Here is a 21851-nt window from a genome sequence, read left to right on the forward strand (position 1 = left end):
CGGCACCCGCGGTCGGGGCATCACCGCGGTCGGCGGGCCGGTTGGGGTGAGCAACGAGCGCCGGCTCGCCGAACCGACGGAGGCACCGCATGGGCACGATCACCACGACGGACGGCACGGAGATCTTCTACAAGGACTGGGGCAGCGGCCGGCCGATCGTGTTCAGCCACGGCTGGCCGCTGTCGTCGGACGACTGGGACGCCCAGCTGATGTTCTTCCTGCAGCACGGGTACCGGGTCGTCGCCCACGACCGGCGCGGGCACGGTCGGTCCACGCAGACCGCCGATGGCCACGACATGGACCACTACGCAGACGACCTGGCCGCGCTCACCGCCCACCTCGACCTGCACGACGCCGTCCACGTCGGGCACTCCACCGGCGGCGGCGAGGTCGTGCGCTACATCGCCCGGCACGGCGAGAGCCGGGTGGCCCGCGCGGTGCTGATCAGCGCCGTGCCGCCGCTCATGGTGCAGACCGCGGCCAACCCCGGCGGGCTGCCCAAGCAGGTGTTCGACGACATCCAGACCCAGGTGGCGACGAACCGCTCCAGCTTCTACCGGGACCTGCCCTCCACCGCGTTCTACGGCTTCAACCGGCCCGGCGTCGAACCGAACGAGGCCATCATCCAGAACTGGTGGCGCCAGGGGATGATGGGCGGGGCGAAGGCGCACTACGACGGCGTGGTCGCGTTCTCGCAGACCGACTTCACCGGGGACCTGAAGAAGATCACGGTTCCGGTGCTGGTCATGCACGGCGACGACGACCAGGTCGTCCCGTACGCCGATTCCGCGCCGCTGTCGGCGGAGCTCGTGCAGAACGGCACGCTCAAGACCTACACCGGCTTCCCGCACGGCATGCCGACCACCCAGGCCGAGACGATCAACTCCGACCTGCTGGCCTGGCTGCGGGCCTGATCGCGCCGCCGGAGCGGGCCCTCGGGTGACGGCCCGCCCCGACGGGCGCGGCGGGGTGGCTCGGCCGGTCCTCAGGTCAGCGCGACGCCACGTCGTCCCCGCGCGATCGTCGTTCCCTCACCTCGTGACCGCCACACCGGCGGTCATGCCGGCAGGCGGAGCCGGGCGATCACCGCCCGGTGGTCGCTGCCGGTGATCTCCCGCATCGCGAAGTGCTCGGCGACGATCGGATCCGTGGCGAACACGTGGTCGATCTGCGGACCCACCCAGTCGGGCAGCCAGGACGGCCACGACGGGACGAGCCCCTGGCCGCGCTGGTCGGCCGCGTTCGAGCAGCCCCGCGTCGCCGATCGCAGCAACGAGTAGTCGAGCGTCGCGTTGAAGTCGCCCGCGACGACGGCCGGGCCGCCCCCTCCGCACCACCGGGGCACCTGCTGCAGGTCCGCCCGCCACTGCCACACATCGCCGTACCGCGGCGCGACGGAGTGGTAGGCCACGAACCGCAACGGCCCCAACCCGCCGCCCTCGACCTGCACCGCGGGGAACGGCATCCCCCTGATCCTCGTGCTGCGGACCTCACCGAGGTGCGCCGCCACCGCGACCGTGACCCCGTTGACGTCGTCGTCCCCGGCCGGACCCACCTCAGTGATCAACCGGTACCCGGCCGGCTCGACCAGCGGCGCCAGCCGCGACCGGAACGACTCCCCCGCCTCGACCAGCGCGACGACGTCCGGCCGCTCCTCCCGCAGCAGCGCGGCGACCTCGTCCACGGCTGCCGCGCCGTTGAACGTGTTGAACGCGACGACCGTGATCGAGCGCCCGCCGTCGGGCACCGCCGTCGGCACGAACCGCGGAACCACCAGCACCGCGCCGACGACGACCACCACCGCCAGGACGACCACCGTCGGCCACAGGACCCGTGGGCGCCGGGCGGCGAGGACCCCGAGGACCAGCAGGACCACCGACAACGGCAGCAGGAGGTAGGGACGCAGCCACACCAGCTGGGCGAACGGCGTCCGGTGATCCAACCCGAACAGGTCGGGCAGCACCAGCACCACCGCCGCGACTCCCACGACCACCGCAACAGCGAATCGGGCCACGCCACGTCGACGAGTCGACCGGCCGGGCCGATCGCCCTCCGCCGGCCCGCCGACGGTCCCCCCGGGCAGAACGTTCACCGGCAGGAGTCTGCCGACATCGATGTGCCGACCCGGTCAACAAACACCGTCCCCACCTGGCGCATCGCCGGCTCGGCACCGCGACGGGGCGACCGGCAGGCGTCGTTGCGCCACGTCGGGCGGTCCCGCCGTCGTCCTGACCCGCGAATGGATCTTCTGGAGCCCCGGCTACTTCCGCGCACCAGTGCGAACCCACGATGACGACCACCGTCGATCCGCGCGGCCCCACCCTGGGACCGCGCCGCCGCCGAGCAACTGGCCGAGCTCGCAGCACCACCGGAAGCCCGGTCGACCACGGCGGTGGATCCGGGTCAGCGACCGGGGTTCGTGTCGACCGCGCTGAGGCGGTCGGTCTCCTCCAGGGCGAGTCGGGCCCGGCGGGCGCGCTCGGCGATCCACAGCCATCGCTGCTCCACGTCGAGGTCGGGCTCCGACGAAGGGGCGTTCGTCGGTGGCCGGCCGAGGCGGGCCTCCACCCTCCGGGGGTCGAGGGGATGGCGCCACTGCGTCGGTCTCGCGGGGGGATCGGCGTCCTCCTCCCACGGGGAAGCCGCGACGGGAGGTCGGCTCGCAGCGGCCGGCCCGGTCTCGGTGACCGGTGGATGGGAGGGGAGCCGCGTGTCCCAGGGGCCCACCGCTGGTCGGTCGGCCGGTGAGCCGCCGGTCCGATGGGCCGGAGCGGAGTCCGGTTCCCGGGGCGCGACCAGCGTGTCCGGTTCGGACGGGACGGGCTCGTCCGCCCGCCTCCTGCGTGCGTCCGACCTGGCGACGACGCAGATCAGGACGGTGACGGTGGTGGTGGCGAGCGTCGTCATCCCCAGTACCTGCGGCGAGACGCCGGCCAGCGCGGACGCCACCGGGGGGATGAGGGCGGCGAACCCGTAGTACGACAGCCCGACCAGGGCCGAAGCGCTGCCGGCCCGATGTCCCTGGTGTTGCAGGGCCAACGCCGTGGCGTTCGGCGCGATCAGGCCGGTGCAGCTGACCAGGATGAACAGCGGTCCGAGCACGATGACCACCGAGTCCGACAGCATAACTCCCGCGACCAGCAGCCCGGCCGCGACGCAGGCGAGCCCGGCACCGGTGGCCAGCAGCCTCAGCGGTCCGACGCGCGGAGCGAGGGCCGCGCTGAGCAGTGACAGCACGACGACGCCGGTGGCGTTGCCCGCCGACAGGACGGAGAAGGCCTGCGGGCTCAGTCCGTAGGACTGCTGGAAGACGAAGCTGGCCATCGCCATGTAGGTGAACATCGCGCTGATCCCGAACCCCAGCGCCGAGGTCGGTACCAGGAACGAGCGATCCCGGAGCAGGCCGCCGAGGGTCCGCAGGACCTCCCCGCCCGTGACCGCCGACCTCCGGTGCGGGGGCAGCGTCTCGCCCTGCGCGAGGGCGATCACCAGGAGCACGAAGCCGATCACGGCGAGCAGCACGAAGACCCCGCGCCACGTGGTGAACCGCAGCGCCTGTCCGGCCAGCACCGGGCCGGCCACGGCCGCGGATGCGGTGACGAGCATGAGCTGCGAGTAGACGCCGGCGAGGGCGGGTCCGCTGTAGAGGTCACGGGCCATCGACCGGGCGATCACGACACCGGCGCCGCCACCGAGGCCCCCCAGCAGGCGCAGCACGAGCAGCACCTCGATGGTCGGTGCCACCGCGGACAGCCCGGACGTCAGCATGAACATCGCCACGCCCGCGATGAGCAGCCTCCGCCTGCCGTACCGGTCGGTGAGCGGGCCCGTCACCAGCTGGCCCACCCCCAGACCGATCATGCAGGCGGACAGGGAGAGCTGGGCGACGGGCAGCGGCGTCTGGAGGCCCGCCGCGACGGCGGGCAAGCCCGGGAGGTAGAAGTCCAACGACAACGGCCCGAAGGTCGATAGACCTCCCAGAGCGAGTATCCGGCCCCGGCCGGCCCTGCTCGAGATCGTTGCGTGCACCGCTACTTCTTAGGGGTTAGCGTTCGCAACTGTCGTCGACCGTACGGACGATCTTCGGCTTGCTCGCGTCGGCCAACGGTCGACGACTGCGGCGACCGGTGCCCGCGCCGCTCGCGGACCTGCCGCACCCCGCGAGCTGCTCGGCGACTCCTCGGGGGCCTCCGGGTAGGCCGCGCCCTACGTCCTCGTGGACTGCTGAAGCCGCACACGACCCTGCCCACGGGGTCCTACCACTGGCGAGGACCAGGTGCCGGCTTCGCGTACGGGACGCTTCAGGAGGCAGCCGGGTCAGCGCCGTACTTCGCGAGGACGAAGTCGACGTCCTTGTCGCCTCGTCCCGAGAGGTTCACCAGTATTCGCTCCGACGACGGCCGGTGGGCGGCCAGGCGGATGGCGAACGCGAGAGCGTGCGAACTCTCGAGTGCCGGGATGATGCCCTCCGACCGCGAGGTGCGGAAGAAGGCGCCGACGGCCTCGTCGTCGGAGACCGTGTCGACGTGGATCCGGCCCGATTCCTGCAACATCGCGATCTCCGGACCGATGCCGGGGTAGACCAGCCCCGAAGCCACCGAGGAGACCGGGGCGGTCGCACCGTCGTCCTCCTGCAGAACGACGGTCCGGGCACCGTGCAGCGTTCCGGAGCGCCCGAACGTCAGCGTGGCCGCGTGCTGCCCGCTGGCCCCGAGGGGTTCGACCGCGTACAGGGCCACATCGGTGTCGTCCACGAAGCCGGAGTACAGACCCATGGCGTTCGAGCCGCCGGCGACGCACGCGACGACATGATCGGGCAGGGCGCCGTCCGTGATCGAGAGGAACTGCTCGCGGGCTTCCCGTCCGACGACCGACTGGAAGTCCCGCACGATCTGCGGGAAGGGATGTGGCCCGATCGCCGATCCGATCGCGTAAAGCGCGTGCGCATGCTGCTCGACATACGCGTGGAACGCCGATTCGCTGGCCTCCGTGAGTGCAGACTGCCCAGCCACCACCGGCACGACCTGCGCGCCGAGGAGTCGCATGCGCCCGACGTTCGAACTCATCTTGTCGGCGTCGGTCGCACCGATGTGGACTTCGCATTCGAGGCCGAAGTACGCCGCAGCGCTGGCCAGCGCGACCCCGTGTTGCCCGGCCCCGGTTTCGGCGATCAGCTTCCGCTTCCCCATCGCCCTGGCCAGCAGCGCGAAACCGACACAGTGGTTGATCTTGTGCGCGCCCGTGTGGTTGAGATCCTCGCGTTTGACGTAGATGTGTGCGCCGCCGACCCGCTTCGAGATGTTGGCCAGGTGGTGCACGGGGGTGGGCCGGCCCTGCAGTCCGATGCGGACGGCGGCGAGCTCGCGCTGCAGCTCCGGTGACGCCCGCAGGTCCCGGTAACCGGCGGCCAGCTCGTCGAGCGCCGCCCGCATCTCCGGCGGGTAGTGGTTGCCACCGAACTCGCCGAAGTACCCGTCGGCGTCCGGGTACCGCTGGTCATGACTGGGCCCCAGGTGCGGCATCGCGATCAACCCCTTTCAGTCGGATGCCGACCGTAGGCACAGGTACCGGGCAGGGTCTTGAACAGGATTTGCGTCGAGCACGCCTCCCCGGACCGGGCGGAGTCACGTCACGCAGAGCCTCGTTCCCCGTCCGGCCCGGGACCGACGCTGCGGGCCAACGCTCCTGGCGGCACGCCGTAGACCTTCTTGAACTCGCGGGTGAGGTGCGGCTGATCGCAGAACTCGAGCATCTGCGCCACCTCGCTCAGTTCGAGGCCGGCGCAGATGAGGTCCCGGGCCTTCGCAACCCGAACCTGTCGAGCATACGTTTGCGGAGCGACGCCGGTTGCGCTCGTGAAGGCCCTGACGAGATGGCTCGCGTGGACCCCGATCTCGCGCGCGAGATCCTCCGTGCGGATGGCGCGCATGCAGTTCTCCTCTATGAGCAAGCGGGCCGCGCGAGCCACCGACCCGTCCGCCGGTGGCGCCGGTTCGACCGAGGACACGCACGTCCGCAGGAGCGTCTGGAGGCACGCCTCGATCGAGGCATCGTCCGCACCGGGTGTGGACAACACCTCGATCAGGTCTCGTGACTCGACCCTCTGCGACACCACGTGCGTCCGGATCGTGGGGACGCCGCCACGATGCTCCGCGGAGATGCAGTCGCGGATGAACTCCCTGGACGGATAGAGGATCTCGTACTCCGTCGCCTCGTGGGTGCTCCGGCCCGAGTGCACTTCGAAGGGGTTGAAGATGAACACGTCACCGGCATGAACGGTCCCGCTCCACCGCCGCGATCGTATCTCTGCTGCCCCGCTCCTGAGCGCGACCACCGAGTAGGTGCCATGCAGATGCAGATCGAAGCTGGAAGCCGCGGCTCGCGCTCGCAGGAGGTCCGAACGCGCCAGGGCGAACGTCATCGAATCGACCCGGGTCACGGCAGCGCGACCTCCGCTCGTGGGCGAGGGACCGACGACGTGCGGGTGCGCGGTGACCCGTGCACCGCGGGTACGGGCGGACCAGCACCGGTCATCGCCTCACCGCCGGGCAGTCGGGATGCTCGGGCAGCGGGCACCGGGGCCGGAAGCCGACTCAGCGGTGGCAGCCGTGGTCGACAGCACGAGGACGAGTGTGCCGCACGCCAGTCGTGCGGCGCCCGGTCTGCCACCTCGCCGTCACGCTCGTCCTGACCTCCGGAGGGGTCGAGTCGGCTCAGCGGGTCTCGCCGCGGAGGTAGGTCCGCTGGCCAGGTGGAACAGTGGAGCCGCCTTGGGGAGTCGAACCCCAGACCTACGCATTACGAGTGCGTCGCTCTAACCGACTGAGCTAAGGCGGCAGTTGCAGGCGCCAGTGTAGCGACCCGCCTCGGGCCCGCTCCGCACCCCGTCCCGGCACCCGCTAGTGGGGACTCGTCCGGCTCACCGCGACACCCGGGCACCGCGGAGCGAGGGTCCAGCATGCGGGTCAGGGACGAGCACGGGCTCGGTGCCGCCCTGCTGCACGTCCCGCTGTTCGTCGCCGTAGGCATCCTGTACGCCGTGCGCGCGCCGCTCGCCCTGGTCGGCTACCTGGTGTCGGTGCTGGCCTCGGTGGTCGCGGTGTGGATCGGGCTGCGGTCCACCCCGGTGACCGGCTACCTGCTGTTCACCCTGGTCGCGCTGACGTCGATCCCGCGCGGCACCGGCCGGCGCGTGCTGGGCGCGCTCGCCGCGGTCGCCGCCGTGCAGCTGGTGATGGCGTGGGCGTGGCCCCCGATCAGCCCCCAGTTCGCGAGCCGGCTCGCCGCGATCCTGCCGTGAGCGGCATCGCGAGCCGGGGCGTCGTCGTCGCCGGTAGCGGCTACAGTCGGCCCGCATGGACGCCCCCGCCCCGGCCCGGCCCATCGACCTGGCGTACGTCCGCGACCTCTACCGCGAGCACGCCGACGACCTGGCCGCCGTGGGCAAGGCGCAACGCGAGTTCGCCGAGTCCGGCCGCGGGGCGATGACCCCGCAGCTCGACGACCTCGAAGCGGAGATCACCTACCTGCTGCTGCGGGCCACCCGGCCGGCGGCGGTCGTCGAGATCGGCACGTTCCACGGCTGGTCGACGTCGTGGATCCTCAGCGCGCTGCGCGACACCGGCTCCGGGCACCTGTTCAGCTTCGACATCGTCGACAACGCGCTGCGCAACGTGCCGCGCGACCTGGCCGAGGGCCGCTGGACGTTCGTCCGCGGCGACGTCCGGCAGAACCTGGACCAGGTCCCGGCCGACACGGGCTACCTGTTCGTCGACGCCGCGCACAGCGCCCGGTTCGCCCGCTGGTACCTCGCCGAGCTGTTCCCGCGCGTGCCGGAGGGCGTCCCGACGAGCGTGCACGACGTCTTCCACTACCGGTTCCCGCTGCCCTTCCACGAGGGCAAGGTGGTGCTGGGCTGGCTGGCCGAGCGGGGCACCCCGTACTTCACGCCGGCCAGGGCCCGGGCGCGGGCCGTCTACGACGAGCTCACCGCGCTGCGCGAGGAGCTGGGGCTGGCCCCGGTGCGCGGGCCGGGCGACAACCCGATGATCTTCTTCCGGAAGCCGTGAGCCGGGGCGGTCAGGCCGGGCGCGGTCCCCGGGCGAACTGCGCGACCGCGGTCTCCACGAGATCGTCGAGCAGGTCCGGGGCGACCATGTCGCTGTTGATGAACGTGGCGATGCCCTGCATCGTCGCGAACAGGACGGTGCCCACCCGCTCCGGGTCGCCCGCGACGAGCTCCCCCGCCGCCTGCCCCTCGGCGACCAGGTCCTGCATCAGCGTGAACGCGGGGACCGCCGCGGCCACCAGCCGCTCGGCGCCCGGGCGGTGCTTGCCGGTGAACATCACCTCCAGCAGCGCCGCGTCCTCGGTGGCGAAGCGGATGTAGGCCGCCACGGTGGCCCGCAGGCGCGGCGCGAAGTCGTCCCCCGCTCCGGCCACCGCCGCGCGCAGCGGAGCTCACCGGCGTCACGTTCCCGCTGGTCGACGCCGTCGGCTGAGGCGGGGTGGCCGGCGAGGTCCACCGGCACACCTCCTGACCACCGCTAACCGCGCTGCAGCACCGTCATCATCGCCTCGACGGCGATCTCCGGCTTGACGTTCTGGTCGAGCGCCGTGCGGCAGGCCAGCACGGCCTCCAGCCTGCGCAGCACCGACTCCGCGGGCCACTCGGTGGCCGCGCGGCGCACCTCGGCCTCGCGGTCGGGGTTGGTCAGCGGCACGTCGGCGCCGCTGCCGACGACCAGCGCATCGCGGAAGAAGCTCGCGAGGTCGACCAGGGCGCGGTCGATGGCGTCGCGCTGGGTGCGGGTGTTGCGCGACTTCTGCCGCCGCTCCAGCTCCCGCTCGGCGGCCCGGGCGCCGCGGGCCGCGGCGGCCACGCCCTTGCCGACGCCGCCCGCGCCCATCGCGACCGCCATCTCCTCGCGCTCGGCGAGGTCGCGCGTCTCGCTCATGGTGGTGGCCTCGGCCTTCGCCGTGCGGACGAGGTCGCCCGCGAAGGAGAACGCATCGCCCAGCCCGCGCATCCGCAGCGGCATGGCGAGCACGGCCTCGCGGTGCTTGCGGACCTCCGGGTCGCGGGCGAGGTGCCGGGCCCGCCCGACGTGCCCACCGGACACCGACGCCGCCCACGCGGCCATGTCGGACGGGACGCCGTCGCGCTCGGTCAGGACCTGGGCGATGGACTCGCCCGACGGCGTGCGCAGCGGCACGACGCGGCACCGGGAGCGGATGGTGATGGGCACGTCGTCGGGGTGGTCCGACGGCGCGCAGAGCAGGAAGACGGTGCGCTCCGGGGGCTCCTCCACCGCCTTGAGCAGGGCGTTGGCCGCGCCCTCGGTGAGCCGGTCGGCGTCGGTGATGATCAGGATCTGGTGCGGGGCGGTGGCCGGGCGACGAGCGGCCAGCTGGACCAGCGCGCGCATCTCCGACACGCTGATCGACAGCCCTTCCGGGACGACCTCGCGCACGTCGGAGTGGGTGCCGCTGAGCACCGTGTGGCAGGCGGTGCAGTGGCCACAGCCGTGATCGGGGCACTGCAGCGCGGCGGCGAACGCGCGCGCGGCCACCGACCGGCCCGACCCGGGCGGGCCGGTGAACAGCCAGGCGTGGGTCATCGCGGTGGGATCGGCCGCGGCCCGGCTCAGCTCCTCGACCGCGTCGGGCTGGCCGACGACCTCGGCCCAGGCGCCCCCGGCGGTCACGGCGCGCCCACCCGGTCGGTGGGCTGGTCGGGCGGCGGGACGGGACCCGCTCCGCCGGTGGCGTCGCGCTCGGGCATGACCGGCAGCAGCACCTCCAGGACCCGGGCGGCGACCTCGTCGGGCTCGCCGTCGGTGTCGACCACGAGGTAGCGGGCGGGCTCGGCGGCGGCCATCCGGGTGAGCAGCCGGCGCACCCGCAGGTGCTCCTCGCCGACGACCCCGCCGGGCGGCGGCATCGCGCCGCTCGGGGGCCGGTCGAGCAGCACCGAGACGTCGGGGCGCAGCCGGTTGGTCGCCCACAGGGCGAGGCTGTCGAGCTCGGCCGGCTCGAGCTCGGAGTGGGCGCGGTCGGCGACCACGCCGAACTCCACCAGGGGACTGGCCAGGAACCGGTCGACCACCACGACCGCCCCTCCTTCCAGCGCGGGGCGGATCACCCGCTCCACCTCGTCCGCGCGGATCGCGGCCGCCGCGAGCATCTTGGCCCGCAGCCCCGACAGCGCCGCCCCCCGGGTGGCGGCGACCCAGCGCTCCCGGTCGCGCTCGCTGCCCTCCGGGACGACGACGGTGTAGCCGGCCGCGCGCAGGCCCTCGGCGAGCCGGGCCGCCTGCTCGGCGGTCTCCTCGGCCGGGCCGCCCTCCACCGCGACCAGCAGGCCGGGACCGGACCGCGGCTCGCCGCGGCGCACGGCGGCGACCAGGTCGCGCAGCATGGGCTCGGTGCTGCGGTCGTCCATCTGGCGGTAGGCGAGGATGCCGACGCAGGCCGCGACCGCCCCACCGGCCAGCATCACCACCCGGGTGCCGTCGATCACCAGGCTGAGGCCCAGCACGTCGACGCTGCGCGCGGCGACCAGCCCGACCAGCAGCGGCACCAGCGCCATCGACCCGAGCAGGGTGAGCCGCACGATCGACTGCACGAACGCCACGATCCGGCCGCGGATCTCGTCGGCGACCTGCGAACCGATGATCGTCAGGCCGGTCAGGAACGCGATGCCGGCGAAGCCGCCGACCAGCATCACCGCCGCGATGGCCACGAACAGGTGCGGCGCCAGCGCGACCAGCACGAGGGCCACGCCCGCGGCCACGATCGCGGCCCCGAACAGCCGGTTGTGCGGCACTCGGCGGGCCATCCGGGGGGCCAGACCCATGCCGATCCCGAGGCCGACGAACACCGAGGCGAACAGGATGCCGTAGGCGGCGTTGCCCCCGCCCAGGTTGGCCGCGTAGAGGGTGGCCGAGCCGATCACCGTGCCGCCGGCGGCGAACGCGCCGATGATGCCCACGACCAGGCCGCGGATGAGCGGGGTGCGCACCACGAACGCGGCCCCGTCGCGGATCATGGTGACGACCCCGGGGGTGGGCGCGCGCTCCCCGCCGGCCCGCCGCCCGGAGATCTCCCGGATGCCGAACCAGACGGTCAGTGCGGTGACCAGGTAGGCGACGCCGCTCAGCACCAGGGTGAACATCACCGTGGGCAGTGCGCCGCCGTCGCCGCCGATCCACGTCCCGGCCCCGGCGAACAGCGTGAACAGCCCGGACGCGGTGACGACGGCGACGCCGTAGGTCATCACCAGCGCCAGCTGGTTGGCCGTCTCGATCTGGTCGGGCCGGCGCAGCAGGTTGGGCACCGACGCGTCCTTGGACGGGATCCAGAACAGCGCGCAGATCTCGATGAGGAAGGTGGCCACGAACAGCCACCACAGCGAGCCGACCAGCGGGATCGACACGAACAGCCCGAAGCGCAGCAGGTCGCAGACGACCATGACGTGGCGCCGGTCGAGCTTGTCGGCCAGCGCCCCGGCCAGCGGCCCGAGCACCAGCGCCGGCAGCAGCTTGGTGGCCACGACTCCGCCGAGCGCGAAGCTCTGCGCCTGGTAGCCCTCGGTGAGCTGGGTGGCCAGCGCGGACAGCGCCAGCAGGCTGAGCCAGTCGCAGGTGGCGGCGACCGAGGTGACCAGCCAGAGCCTGCGGAACGCGGGGATGGCCAGCACGCTGCGCACCCGGTGCGCGGTGGGGGCGCCGAGCGCGGGCGGGGCGGGGCCGACGCCCGGGGTGGCCTCGCCGGGGCGGTCGGCCGGACGGTCGACGGACTCGATCGCCGGTCACCTCCCTCGGCGGGCGCTGCGCCGGTCGGGGGTGGGACCGGCCGGCCCTACTCGCATCGGGGATACCCCGCTGCGGATCAGGCTAGTGGAGCCGTCCCCCCAGGTGGCGCCCGTGGTGCTCAGCGCCGTCTCAGCCGGGTCCGGACTCACCGGTAGACGGGGTGCAGCAACGAGTAGATCAGCTCCAGCAGGATCACCAGGTAGACCACGACGAAGAACACGGCGAACAGCCGCGAGCCCCACCGGCCGCGGGAGCGCCGGGTCAGGCCGGTGATCGACAGGTCGTCGACGACGGTCGGGCGGGGAGGCACCGAGAACCGCGTCGGCGGGCGGACCGCGGGTGGCGGGATCGGCTGCGGGGTCGCGGGCGGCGTCGGGGACGGGACCGGGCGGCGCGGTTCCGGCGCGGACGCGATGACGGCGCGCGGCAGCAGGCGCAGCCGGTCGGTGGCCGCGGCCGGGTCGATCTCGGGGACCTCGGTGACGGGCTCCACCCCGGCGTCGGCGGCGGGCTCGACGGCCGGCTCCTCGACGTCGGCCGCGGTCGCGGCGACCCGCGCCCACGGCGGGGCGAGCACCTCGGGGTCGGCCGGCTGCGGGAGCGACGCCGATGGCCCCGGGTCGGGAGGGTCGCCCGCTCCGGCGGCGGGGATCGGCTCGTCGTGGTCGGGCCGGGGGTCGGGTGCGGCCGCACCGGCCTCCACGTCGACCGGTTCCGGCGCGGGCCTGGCGGGCTCGGAGGCGGTCTCGGCGAGGGGCTCGGCGGAGGGCTCCCCCGGGGGTTCGTCCGGGGACGGGTCGACGGCGTCGGAGGTCGGGGGCGCGCCGGTCAGGCCGCGCGCCGAGACCAGGTCGGCGACCGTCATGCCACCGGGAGCCGACGGCGCCGCGGCGGCCGGATCGGGATGGCGCAGGCTGCCGCCGAGGCGGCTCAGCCAGCCGGTCAGCGCACCCACGACGGGTGCGGACGCGATGCCCGGCCAGGTGCCGGCCGGGGGGCGACCGGCGGAGGCGGCCCCGTCGGGGGACACGCCGGCGTCACCGGCGTGCCCTGATCCGCGGAGACGCTGGGTCATGGCGCCGAATGGTAGGCCGACGCCGGGGCCGGCGCCCGGCCCGACGCGGCCCCGATCCGGCGGTGGACCCGGACAGGGGACGGCGGACCTCAGCCGTCGCCACCGTCGCCACCGTCCCCGCCGTCCCCACCTCCGTCGCCGTCGCCGCCGTCGCCACCGTCTCCGCCATCGCCGCCGTCCCCACCGTCGCCGCCGTCAGCGCCCGGGTCGCCTCCCGCCTCGCCGCCGCCCGGGGCGGGCGGGGGCGGCGGGACCGACCCGCTGCTGATGCTCAGCACGATGGTCTCGCCGGGCAGCGCGGTGCCGCGCGGGCTCTGCCCGACCACGGTGCCCTTGGCCGCCGCGTTGTCGACGGTGCGCGTGGTGACCGCCCAGCCCGCCCCTTCCAGGGTCGAGCGGGCGTCGTTCTGGCCGCGACCGACCACGTCGGGCACCCGGGACTCGGCGCCGCCCTCCAGGTAGCGCGGGTCGGTCGGGGGCAGCGGCAGCACCGGCTGGCCCTCCAGGTAGGCCGTCATGGTGCCGTACCAGGTCTCGGCCGGGGTCTTGCCGCCGAAGATGTTGCCCGACCGGCAGGCGTAGGGAGCGCCGGCGCCGTCGCAGAGCGGCTTCGGGGCGTTGGAGTTGTCGAACGCGATGACCGCCCCCGACGCCTGCGGCACGATCCCCAGGAACGCCGCCGACTTGTGCTGCTGGGTGGTGCCGGTCTTGCCGGCCATCGGGCGGTTCCAGCCGACCTCGCCTGCCGCCCTGGCCGCCGTCCCGCCGGGGAGGTCGTCCTTGCTCATGCCGGTGAGCAGCGTGTTGGCCAGGCCCGGGTCGACGACCTGCTCGCACGGCGCCTCGGTGACCGCCACCGGGTTCCCGGCCGGGTCGGTGATCGACTCGATCGGGCTGGGCGGGCACCACATGCCCTCGCTGGCCAGCGTGGCGCCCACGTTGGCGAGCTCCAGCACGCTGGTCGGGCTCACGCCGAGGGTGAAGGAGGCCTGCTTCTGCGCCTTGGTGACCTCGGCGATGGAACGGTCGGTGTTGCGGCCGGTGTTCGGGTCCTTGAACGGCGTGGTGGCCAACGAGCGCATGCCCAGCCGCACCGCCATGTCCACCACGTCCGGCACGCCGGTGAACTCCATCAGCTTGATGAACGCGGTGTTCGGCGACTGCGCGAGCGCGTCGGTGATGGTCATGCGCTCGGAGTAGTTGCTGGAGTTCTGCACCGGCAGCGGCCGCCCGCCGCCGTCGGTGTAGATCGGCGAGGCGTAGCCCGACGGCGGCACCGTGAGCTGGTAGTTGATGCCCAGCCCCTTCTCCAGGGCGGTGGCCGCGGTGAACACCTTGTAGGTCGAGCCCGCGCCCAGCGGGACCGGCTCGTAGGGCAGCCCGTAGCTGGTCTCCAGCTTCTCGCCGTCCAGGCCGAAGACCCGGCTCGACCCCATCGCCAGCACGCGGTGCTTGTCCTTGCCCGGCTGCACCAGCGACATCACGTCGGCCACGTTGGGCTGGTCCGGCGGGACCTCGGCGTCCAGCGCGGCCTTCATCTTCTGCATCGCGCTCGGGTCGAGCGTGGTCTTGATCGTGTAGCCGCCGCGGTTGATCTGCTCGCTGGAGAACCCGGCGCCGGCCAGGTAGGTCTCCACGTAGCGGCAGAAGAACCCGGCGTCGCCCGCGCCGATGCAGCCGGCCGGCTGGACGTTGAGCGGGCTGAGGATGCCCAGCGGGGAGTCCAGCGCCTCCTGCGCCTGCGCCTCGTCGATCATCTGCTGGTCGCGCATCTGCTGGATGACGACGTTGCGCCGGACCGTCGCCTCCTCCGGGTTGTTCACCGGGTCGGTCGCGCTGGGGTTGCGCACGTTGCCGGCCAGCAGCGCGGCCTGCGGCACGGTGAGCTGGTCGGGGGTGGTGCCGAAGTAGGTGCGCGCCGCCGACGAGATCCCGGAGGCCCCGTTGCCGAACGAGACGATGTTCAGGTAGCGGGTGAGGATCTCCTCCTTGCCGAGCTGCTGCTCGAGCTGGAGGGCGATCTGGGCCTCCTTGAGCTTGCGCGCCGGCGTCTGCTCGGTGGCCTTGAGCCGCTCGGTCTCGGTCTCCGCGGCCACGTAGAGCATGTAGTTCTTGACGTACTGCTGGGTCAGCGTGGAGGCGCCCTGCTGGATGTCGCCGGAGACCTGGTTGGTGACGACCGCCCGGATCGTGCCCTGCCAGTCCACGCCCTGGTGCTGGTAGAAGCGGCGGTCCTCGATGGCGACCATGGCCGCCTTCATCGCCGGGGAGATCTGGTCGGGGCGCACCGCGACGCGGTTCTGGTTGGGCTCGAAGAACCGGGCGATCGGGGTGCCCGCGCTGTCGGTGACGACCGTGGTCTGCGGGAGCGGACCGTCGAGCAGGTCGGTGGAGACGGCCTGCACGCTGTCGCCAGCGTCGCTGGCCACCAGGCCGACGCCCGCCGCGGCCGGGAACACCATCCCGGCCAGCAGCACTCCGGCCAGGACGCACAGCCCGAGGAGCGTCGCGATCGATCGGGGGGCACCTGGGGACCTCACGGATGACCAGCCTACGCGGCGGCCTGTCACCCCTCCGTCAGGTCCGCCCCGCGGGCCCGGTTGAGTATTTTTGCTCGGTTCCTCCTCGCCCGGTCCGCTCCCAGAATCGATCTGTGCCGGTCAGCCGGGGTCCCTGACCCCCGACCCGCGACCGGCCCGGACCAGCGCGAGCGACGGAGGCGACCATGACCGAGCAGTGGAACTGGCGGGGCGCGGCGAAGTGCGGCACGACCGACGCGGAGGACCTCTTCGTCGTCGGCGCCCAGCAGCGCGAGGCGAAGCTGTTCTGCCGCACCTGCCCGGTGCGCACCGAGTGCCTGGCGCACGCCCTCGACGAGGGCATCGAGTTCGGCGTGTGGGGCGGGATGACCGAGCGCGAGCGCCGGGCCCTGCTGCGGCGCCGCCCGGACGTCGACAACTGGATGGACCTGCTGACCGACGCCCGCACGGTGCACTTCCGCCGCGAGACCGCCGACGCGCCCCGGCCGTGACCGGGTCGGCTCAGCGCGCGGGGCGCAGCCGCCCGGCCGCCGCCCGCCCGGTGTCGCCGTCGGCGGCCAGCCGGGCCCCGATCTCGCGCAGCCCGTCCAGGTCGGCGACGGCCCCGGACACCACCGGCACCCTGGTCACCGCCACCTCGCGGTGCGCCCCGGTGAACCGGGTGAGCAACCGCTCCTCCCGCTCGGCCAGGTCGACCCGGTCGGCGTGCAGCCGCAGCACGGCGGCGGCCAGCGGCGCGCCGCGCACGTTCTCCGCCACCCCGCGGGCCCGGGTGGCCGACAGCGGCGCCAGCACCGGGTGGGTCCGGTTGAGCACCAGCCCGGCCAGCGGCATCCCCTCGGCGGAGAGCCGGTCGACGAAGTACGCCGCCTCGCGGAGCGCGTCCGGCTCCGGCGCGGCCACCACCAGGAACGCCGTGCCCGGCGAGCGCAGCAGCGCGTAGGTGGCCTCGGCGCGCTCCCGGAAGCCGCCGAACATCGTGTCGAAGGCCTGCACGAACGCCGAGGCGTCGGCCAGCATCTGGCCGCCCAGGATCGTCGAGACGGCCTTCGCGAACAGCCCGAACCCGGCACTGACGATCTTGCGCAGCCCGCGGCCACCGGCCCGCGCCGGCGCCGAGAGCAGCCGGATCATCCGGCCGTCGAGGAAGTTCGACATCCGCTGCGGGGCGTCGAGGAAGTCCAGCGCCGACCGCGACGGCGGGGTGTCGACCACGATCAGGTCCCACTGCCCGGTGGCGGCCAGCTGGCCCAGCTTCTCCATCGCCATGTACTCCTGCGTCCCGGAGAACGACGAGGAGATCGTCTGGTAGAAGGGGTTGGCCAGGATGGCATCGGCCCGCTCCGGCGTGGAGTGCGTCTGCACCATCTCGTCGAAGGTGCGGCGCATGTCCAGCATCATCGCGTGCAGCTCGCCGCCGGGCGCCGTGGTGACGTCGGCGACGCGACCGGGCTCGTTCTCCAGCGCCTCCAGGCCCAGCGCCTGCGCCAGCCGGCGCGCCGGGTCGATGGTGAGCACCACGGTGCGCCGCCCGCGCTCGGCGGCCCGCACGGCCAGCGCCGCGGACGTGGTGGTCTTGCCGACCCCACCGGATCCGCAGCACACGATCACCCGGGTCCGCGGGTCGTCGATGAGGGCGTCGACGTCCAGGGTCGGGGTCATGCGCCTGCCCCGCTCAGCGCCCGCCCGCCGACGCCCTGCTCGACGAGCGCGGCCGCCAGGTCGTAGAGGGAGCCCAGGTCGACGCCGTCGACCAGCTGCGGCAGCTCCAGGCGGGGGTGCTCGCCCCCCTCGGCCAGCCGGTGCAGCGCCGTGGACTCGGCGTTCACCCGGACGGCGTGCTCCACGGTCTCCGCGACCAGGCCGTCGATGACGTCGGGGGGCAGGTCGACCCCGGCCGAGGACAGCCCGGCCCGGATGCGCTCGGCGTCGACCCGGCCGTTGGCCGCCGCCGCGACCGAGCGGTCGGGCAGCCACTGCGGGCGGACCCGGTTGACGATCAGCGCCCCCGGCCGCAGGTCGGCCGCGACCAGCTCGTCGACGGTCTCCAGGGTCTCGGTCACCGGCAGCTCCTCCAGCAGCGTCACCAGGTGGACCACGGTGAGCGGGGAGTGCAGCACCTGGACGACGCCCTCGGCCTGGCTGTGGATCGGCCCGCTGCGGGCCAGGTCGGCCATGGCCTTGGTGACGTCGAGGAAGCTGACCACCCGTCCGGTGGGGGGTGCGTCGAGCACGACGGCGTCGTAGGCGGGGCGCCCGTCGGGCCCGGTGCGGTTGACGCACTCCTTGACCTTGCCGGTGAGCAGCACGTCGCGCAGGCCGGGGGCCAGCGTGGTGGCGAACTCGATGGCGCCCATCCGGCGCAGCGTCCGCCCGGCCATGCCCAGCCGGTAGAACAGCTCGAAGTACTCCAGCAGGGCCGCCTCGGCGTCCACCGCGAGCGCCCTGACCTCGCCGCCACCCGGGGCGACCGCGATCTTGCGCTCCTCGTAGGGCAGGGGCGGGCTGTCGAACAGCTGGGCGATGCCCTGGCGGCCCTCCACCTCGACGAGCAGGGTGCGCCGGCCGTCCGTGGCCAGGGCCAGCGCCAGCGCCGCGGCGACCGTGGACTTGCCGGTTCCCCCCTTGCCGGTCACGACGTGCAGGCGCGCGGCCGACAACGCCGCTGGCCAACCGATGGGAGTCACGATCCCAGGCTACGGAGCATCGGCCCGACCGGCCGCCCGAGCGGGATGAGGCGCTGGCTACAGTCGCGGCTCATGAGCGCCGGCACAGTCCAGAGGTGGGAGTACCTCACCGCTCCCGTCCTGATCCACAACACCCAGGCGATCCTGAACAACTTCGGCCGGGACGGCTGGGAGCTGGTCCAGGTCACCACGGGCCTCAACCCCGAGCAGCTGGTGGCCTGGTTCAAGCGCCCGGTGCAGGGCTGATGGCCGGCCCGAGCGAGCGCCTGCGCGAGCTGGGCATCACGCTGCCGCAGGTCAGCGCCCCCGCAGGCTCCTACGTGCCGGCCAGGCGCACCGGCGACCTGGTCTTCACCGCCGGGCAGGTCCCGTTCGTCGACGGCAAGCTCGCCGCCTTCGGCAAGGTCGGCGCCGAGATCAGCACCGAGGAGGCGCAGCGGCTGGCCCGCATCTGCGCCCTCAACGCGCTGGCCGCCGTCGACGCCCTGGTCGGCATCGACAACGTCACCGGCGTCGTGAAGGTCGTCGGCTTCGTCGCCTCCGCGCCCGGGTTCACCGACCAGCCCGAGGTGGTCAACGGCGCCTCCGACGTGCTCGCCGAGATCTTCGGCGAGGCCGGGGGGCACGCCCGCTCCGCGGTCGGGGTGGCCGAGCTGCCCCGCGGGGTGCCCGTGGAGGTCGAGCTCGTCGTGGAGGTGGCCGGCCCGTGACCGCCCCGCCGGAGCAGGCGTGCCACGAGCTGCTCGTCCGGCTGGCCGGACGGCTGCCCGACGACCTGCTCTGGCGGATGCGCGACTGGCTGGCCGCGGGCAGCGCCGACGCGCTCGGCGCCACCCTGCCCCGCGAGCTGCTGCGCCACCGCGTCGGACTCACCGACGACGAGCGCGAGCTGCTCGAACGGTCGGTCGGTGCGTGGCACGCCTCCCGGCACCTCCTCGACGCGGTGCTGCCCACCGACCCGTCCGACGAGGTCACGACCGGCTTCCGGACCTCGGACGACGGCCTGGACACGGCCGCGCTGAGCGTGCTGGCCGTCGTCCGCGGCCACCCGGGCTGCGTCGCGCTGCACCAGGCGTGGCGGGTGGGCGGTCGCCGGGAGCAGCGTGTCGTCGCCGTGCTCGGCGGTGAGCGGCCGTGGACGCTCACCGGGACCCTTCAACGCGTCCTGCGGGCCCACGGCGACCGCACACCGTGCGTGGAGGTGCTTCCGTCGCACGGTGAGCTACCGCCCTACCACCGGGCAGTCATCATCGAGTCGAGCAGACTCTGGCGGGCGCCCGTGCCCGTCGGGCACGACGGCTAGTCCGGAGGGGAGGGCCCGGTGGAGACCACGTCCCGGAACGCGACGCACGACCTGCTCCTGGCCCTGGCCGGCCGGGTCGACGACGACCTGCTCGGCTGGGTGCGCGAGCTGGTCGCGGTGGGCGAGGACGCGCACGCCGTGGAGATGCTGACCGCCAGCCTCGCCGCCGACCGGGTGGCCCTGCCGCCCACCGTGCGCGGGCGGCTGGTCGAGCTGGCCCGCGCGGCCCGCATCGAGCTCGACGTCGACGCCGCGCTGCTCCCCGCGGCCGCGGAGGACGCCACCGAGCACCGCTTCGCCGCCGAGGAGTCCCTCGCGGGCCCGGTGGCGACGGTGCTGGTCACCATGCCGGCCCGGCAGCTGGAGGGCTGCCGCGTCCTGCTCACCCACCGGCGCACGGCGGCGGGTTCGGCGCCCGGGCCGCTGCCGCACCCGGTGCTGGTCGTCGAGGTGGAGCCGGGCACCCGCCGCCCCGACATGCTCGCCTACCAGCTCGCCGTCGCGCTGCAGCGCTCCGGCGTCATCTGCTCGGTCGAGGTCCTGACCGTCGGCGACACCGTCCCGGCCTACCACGCCGAGGCGCTGCGCAGCGCCCGCCAGCTCCGGCTCGACCGCCGCCCGCCGGCGCCCGCCGAGGAGCACGCTCCCGAGGAGCGCGCCCCCGAGCCGCGCACCGCCGAGCCGCGCGTGGTCGAGTCGACGGTCGCGGTGCCCGCCCTGCCCACCCGCAAGCGCCGCGGCGAGCAGCGGGAGCCCGACGCCGAGCCCGGCTCCGGCGGCGACCGCGCCGCGCACCGGCTCAACGAGGTCACCCAGCCGATCTCGGCCGCGCCCCCGTTCGGGGCCTCGAACTCCGACACCCCGCTGTTCGACTCGCCGACGCCGACCCCGCCCCGCTCCGAGCGCGACGACCGCGACGACTCGGCCGCCCGCGTCGAGGCCGAGGAGGAGGCGCAGCGCGCCCGGCTGACCGCGGTGCCCACGCTCTTCGACGAGACCCACGCCGACGACGGCGACTTCCGCCCCGAGGAGTTCGGCCGGTCCCGCCGCGCCGCCCACCGCGCCACGCCGCCCGAGTCCGGCGACCCCGAGCCGCGCCCCGCGCCCCGGCCCAAGCCGCGCGTCCTGCCCGCCCCGGTGACCCCGATCAACCGCACCTCGCTGACCGGCCCCACGCCCATCCCGCTGCTGCGCCGCGGCACCAACGGCCGCCCCCCGCTGTCCCCGGTCGACCGCAACGGCCACGACGGCACCGGCGAGGACGACTTCGACCCCCTGCAGGACCCGCTCAGCCGCCCGCTGATGCCGCCGCTGCTGGACCGGACACCCCCGCTCACCGGCCCGATCGGCCTGGTCGGCGCCACCCCCGACGGGCGCCCGTCCGACGACGGCCGGCCCACCGACGAGAGCTGGTCGGGCGATTGGCTGTCCGGCGCGTGGGCGATGCCGTCCGACGGCGCCCCGAACGGCGAGCGCCCCGCCGCGGAGCCGGAGCGGGAGATCTCCCCGCCGCGGCCGATCGGGCGCCGCTCCGCCCGGCACCGCTACCTGCGCACCCCCGACGAGCCCGTCGACACCGGCCCGTCCGGCGACTCGGCCGACGACGCGCCGGCCGAGGTCGACGGGCCGGGCTCGGGCGCCATCCCGCTCCCCGCGGCCGACACCGGCGCCCACCCGGCGCCGCCGCGCTCGGGCGCCATCCCGATGCCCGGGGCCGGCACCGGGTCGCACCCCGCCGCGCCGCCCACCAACGGGGCCATCCCGATCCCCCCGGCCAGCGGCCCGATCCCGATCCCGCTGCCGCCTGCCACCACGGGCGGTATGCCGCAGACCCCGACCCGTCCGGCCATCCCGATGCCGTCCGGGACGAGCCGCGACCAGGAAGCCCGCCCCGACGAGCACCCCCGCCAGCTGCCCGACGAGCGCACCGACGACCGCACCGTCGACATCGAGGTCGACCCGAACCTCGGGCTGCGCCCGGAGTCGCTGGCCCGCCTCGGCGAGGCCGACCTCGACCTGCTGGCCAAGCTGCAGGCCGAGCTGCGCAGCGGGCGCGTCCCCCGCGGCGACGACCGCCCCCCGGAGCCGCCCCCGTACCGCCCCGTCGACGGCACCGGCGCGAACGGCGCCGTCCCCCGCAACGGCGGCCCGCCGGGCGCGGGCACCGCGGCCCACCGCATCGTCCACTCGAACGGCCACGGCCCCGCCAACGGCTCCCGGAGCAACGGCAGCGGCCCCGGCGACCCCGCGGTGAACGGCACCGGCGCCAACGGCGCGGTCACCGGCACCGGCCGCTTCGGCCCCGAGCGCAACGGCTCGAACGGGTCCACCCGGCACGGCTCGCGGCTCAACCCGTTCTCGTCCCGCCGCAAGCGCGGCACCGAGCCCGGGCCCGACGAGGACACCCCGCCCGACGCCGGCTGATCGTCG

19 protein-coding genes and 1 tRNA gene are annotated in these 21851 nt (G+C 74.3%); 8 read left to right on the forward strand and 12 right to left on the reverse strand.

Features of this window, described 5'->3' with window-relative positions; all coding sequences use genetic code 11:
- Nucleotides 1–89 precede the first annotated feature (89 nt).
- On the forward strand, nt 90–914 hold the full coding sequence (locus tag KDL28_RS09800) for an alpha/beta fold hydrolase (protein ID WP_252437094.1): 825 nt from the start codon (nt 90–92) through the stop codon (nt 912–914).
- Between the two features lie 143 nt (nt 915–1057).
- On the opposite strand, the gene KDL28_RS09805 is transcribed toward KDL28_RS09800, so the two are convergent.
- The 5 genes from KDL28_RS09805 to KDL28_RS09825 form a co-directional block, all read right to left on the reverse strand.
- Nucleotides 1058–1993 carry an endonuclease/exonuclease/phosphatase family protein gene (locus tag KDL28_RS09805; protein ID WP_252437095.1) on the reverse strand — a complete coding sequence of 312 codons (936 nt, stop codon included), beginning with the start codon at nt 1991–1993 and terminating at the stop codon, nt 1058–1060.
- A 410-nt stretch (nt 1994–2403) separates the two neighbouring features.
- Nucleotides 2404–4029, reverse strand: coding sequence for a multidrug effflux MFS transporter (locus KDL28_RS09810; protein WP_308215977.1), 1626 nt, complete (start codon nt 4027–4029; stop codon nt 2404–2406).
- 272 nt (nt 4030–4301) lie between these two features.
- Nucleotides 4302–5522: a tryptophan synthase subunit beta gene (gene trpB / locus KDL28_RS09815; protein ID WP_252437097.1), complete on the reverse strand. Its 1221-nt coding sequence runs from the start codon at nt 5520–5522 to the stop codon at nt 4302–4304.
- A gap of 107 nt (nt 5523–5629) precedes the next feature.
- Nucleotides 5630–6421, reverse strand: a complete 792-nt coding sequence (locus KDL28_RS09820) for a helix-turn-helix domain-containing protein (RefSeq protein ID WP_252437098.1) — start codon at nt 6419–6421, stop codon at nt 5630–5632.
- A gap of 339 nt (nt 6422–6760) precedes the next feature.
- A tRNA-Thr gene (locus tag KDL28_RS09825) sits at nt 6761–6837 on the reverse strand.
- Nucleotides 6838–6958: 121 nt separating this feature from the next.
- Here KDL28_RS09825 and KDL28_RS09830 point away from each other — a divergent pair.
- On the forward strand, nt 6959–7300 hold the full coding sequence (locus KDL28_RS09830) for a hypothetical protein (protein ID WP_252437099.1): 342 nt from the start codon (nt 6959–6961) through the stop codon (nt 7298–7300).
- 55 nt (nt 7301–7355) lie between these two features.
- Entirely contained in the window at nt 7356–8069 is a 714-nt protein-coding gene (locus KDL28_RS09835) for a class I SAM-dependent methyltransferase (RefSeq protein ID WP_252437100.1), read from the forward strand.
- A gap of 10 nt (nt 8070–8079) precedes the next feature.
- On the opposite strand, the gene KDL28_RS09840 is transcribed toward KDL28_RS09835, so the two are convergent.
- The 5 genes from KDL28_RS09840 to KDL28_RS09860 all read right to left on the reverse strand — a co-directional run bounded on the left by KDL28_RS09840 (nt 8080) and on the right by KDL28_RS09860 (nt 15431).
- Nucleotides 8080–8442, reverse strand: coding sequence for a WHG domain-containing protein (locus KDL28_RS09840; RefSeq protein ID WP_252437101.1), 363 nt, complete (start codon nt 8440–8442; stop codon nt 8080–8082).
- A gap of 104 nt (nt 8443–8546) precedes the next feature.
- Nucleotides 8547–9707, reverse strand: a complete 1161-nt coding sequence (locus KDL28_RS09845) for a DNA polymerase III subunit delta' (RefSeq protein ID WP_252437102.1) — start codon at nt 9705–9707, stop codon at nt 8547–8549.
- Nucleotides 9704–11710 (reverse strand): bifunctional MFS transporter/dTMP kinase, encoded by a 2007-nt coding sequence (locus KDL28_RS09850; RefSeq protein ID WP_252437103.1) that lies wholly within the window; start codon nt 11708–11710, stop codon nt 9704–9706. Before KDL28_RS09850 ends, KDL28_RS09845 begins: the two co-directional genes overlap by 4 nt.
- Nucleotides 11711–11961: 251 nt before the next feature.
- A complete protein-coding gene (locus tag KDL28_RS09855) occupies nt 11962–12891 on the reverse strand; it encodes a hypothetical protein (RefSeq protein ID WP_252437104.1) in 930 nt (309 codons plus the stop codon).
- A gap of 89 nt (nt 12892–12980) precedes the next feature.
- Complete coding sequence (locus tag KDL28_RS09860; protein ID WP_308215978.1) at nt 12981–15431, reverse strand: penicillin-binding protein; 2451 nt, start codon at nt 15429–15431, stop codon at nt 12981–12983.
- Between the two features lie 185 nt (nt 15432–15616).
- Here KDL28_RS09860 and KDL28_RS09865 point away from each other — a divergent pair, with 185 nt between their 5' ends.
- Nucleotides 15617–15922, forward strand: a complete 306-nt coding sequence (locus KDL28_RS09865; RefSeq protein WP_252437105.1) for a WhiB family transcriptional regulator — start codon at nt 15617–15619, stop codon at nt 15920–15922.
- A gap of 10 nt (nt 15923–15932) precedes the next feature.
- On the opposite strand, the gene bagB is transcribed toward KDL28_RS09865, so the two are convergent.
- Nucleotides 15933–17093, reverse strand: coding sequence for an ATPase BagB (bagB, locus tag KDL28_RS09870; RefSeq protein WP_252437106.1), 1161 nt, complete (start codon nt 17091–17093; stop codon nt 15933–15935).
- On the reverse strand, nt 17090–18121 hold the full coding sequence (gene bagA, locus KDL28_RS09875; protein ID WP_252437158.1) for an ATPase BagA: 1032 nt from the start codon (nt 18119–18121) through the stop codon (nt 17090–17092). Before bagA ends, bagB begins: the two co-directional genes overlap by 4 nt.
- A gap of 69 nt (nt 18122–18190) precedes the next feature.
- Between bagA and sp36 the strand changes: the two genes are divergently transcribed.
- From sp36 to KDL28_RS09895, 4 genes are read left to right on the forward strand one after another with little or no spacing between them, the layout of a single operon-like run.
- Entirely contained in the window at nt 18191–18364 is a 174-nt protein-coding gene (sp36, locus tag KDL28_RS09880) for a Sp36 family protein (protein ID WP_252437107.1), read from the forward strand.
- Nucleotides 18364–18828 carry a RidA family protein gene (locus KDL28_RS09885; RefSeq protein ID WP_252437108.1) on the forward strand — a complete coding sequence of 155 codons (465 nt, stop codon included), beginning with the start codon at nt 18364–18366 and terminating at the stop codon, nt 18826–18828. Before sp36 ends, KDL28_RS09885 begins: the two co-directional genes overlap by 1 nt.
- Nucleotides 18825–19421 carry a hypothetical protein gene (locus KDL28_RS09890; RefSeq protein WP_252437109.1) on the forward strand — a complete coding sequence of 199 codons (597 nt, stop codon included), beginning with the start codon at nt 18825–18827 and terminating at the stop codon, nt 19419–19421. The genes KDL28_RS09885 and KDL28_RS09890 overlap by 4 nt, the downstream gene beginning before the upstream one ends.
- Nucleotides 19422–19439: 18 nt before the next feature.
- The gene (locus KDL28_RS09895; protein WP_252437110.1) at nt 19440–21845 is read left to right on the forward strand and encodes a hypothetical protein; all 2406 of its coding nucleotides are present in this window, start codon (nt 19440–19442) and stop codon (nt 21843–21845) included.
- The last annotated feature ends 6 nt before the right edge of the window (nt 21846–21851 follow it).

Source organism: Pseudonocardia humida, assembly GCF_023898865.1.
In the GTDB taxonomy this organism is placed as follows: domain Bacteria; phylum Actinomycetota; class Actinomycetes; order Mycobacteriales; family Pseudonocardiaceae; genus Pseudonocardia; species Pseudonocardia humida.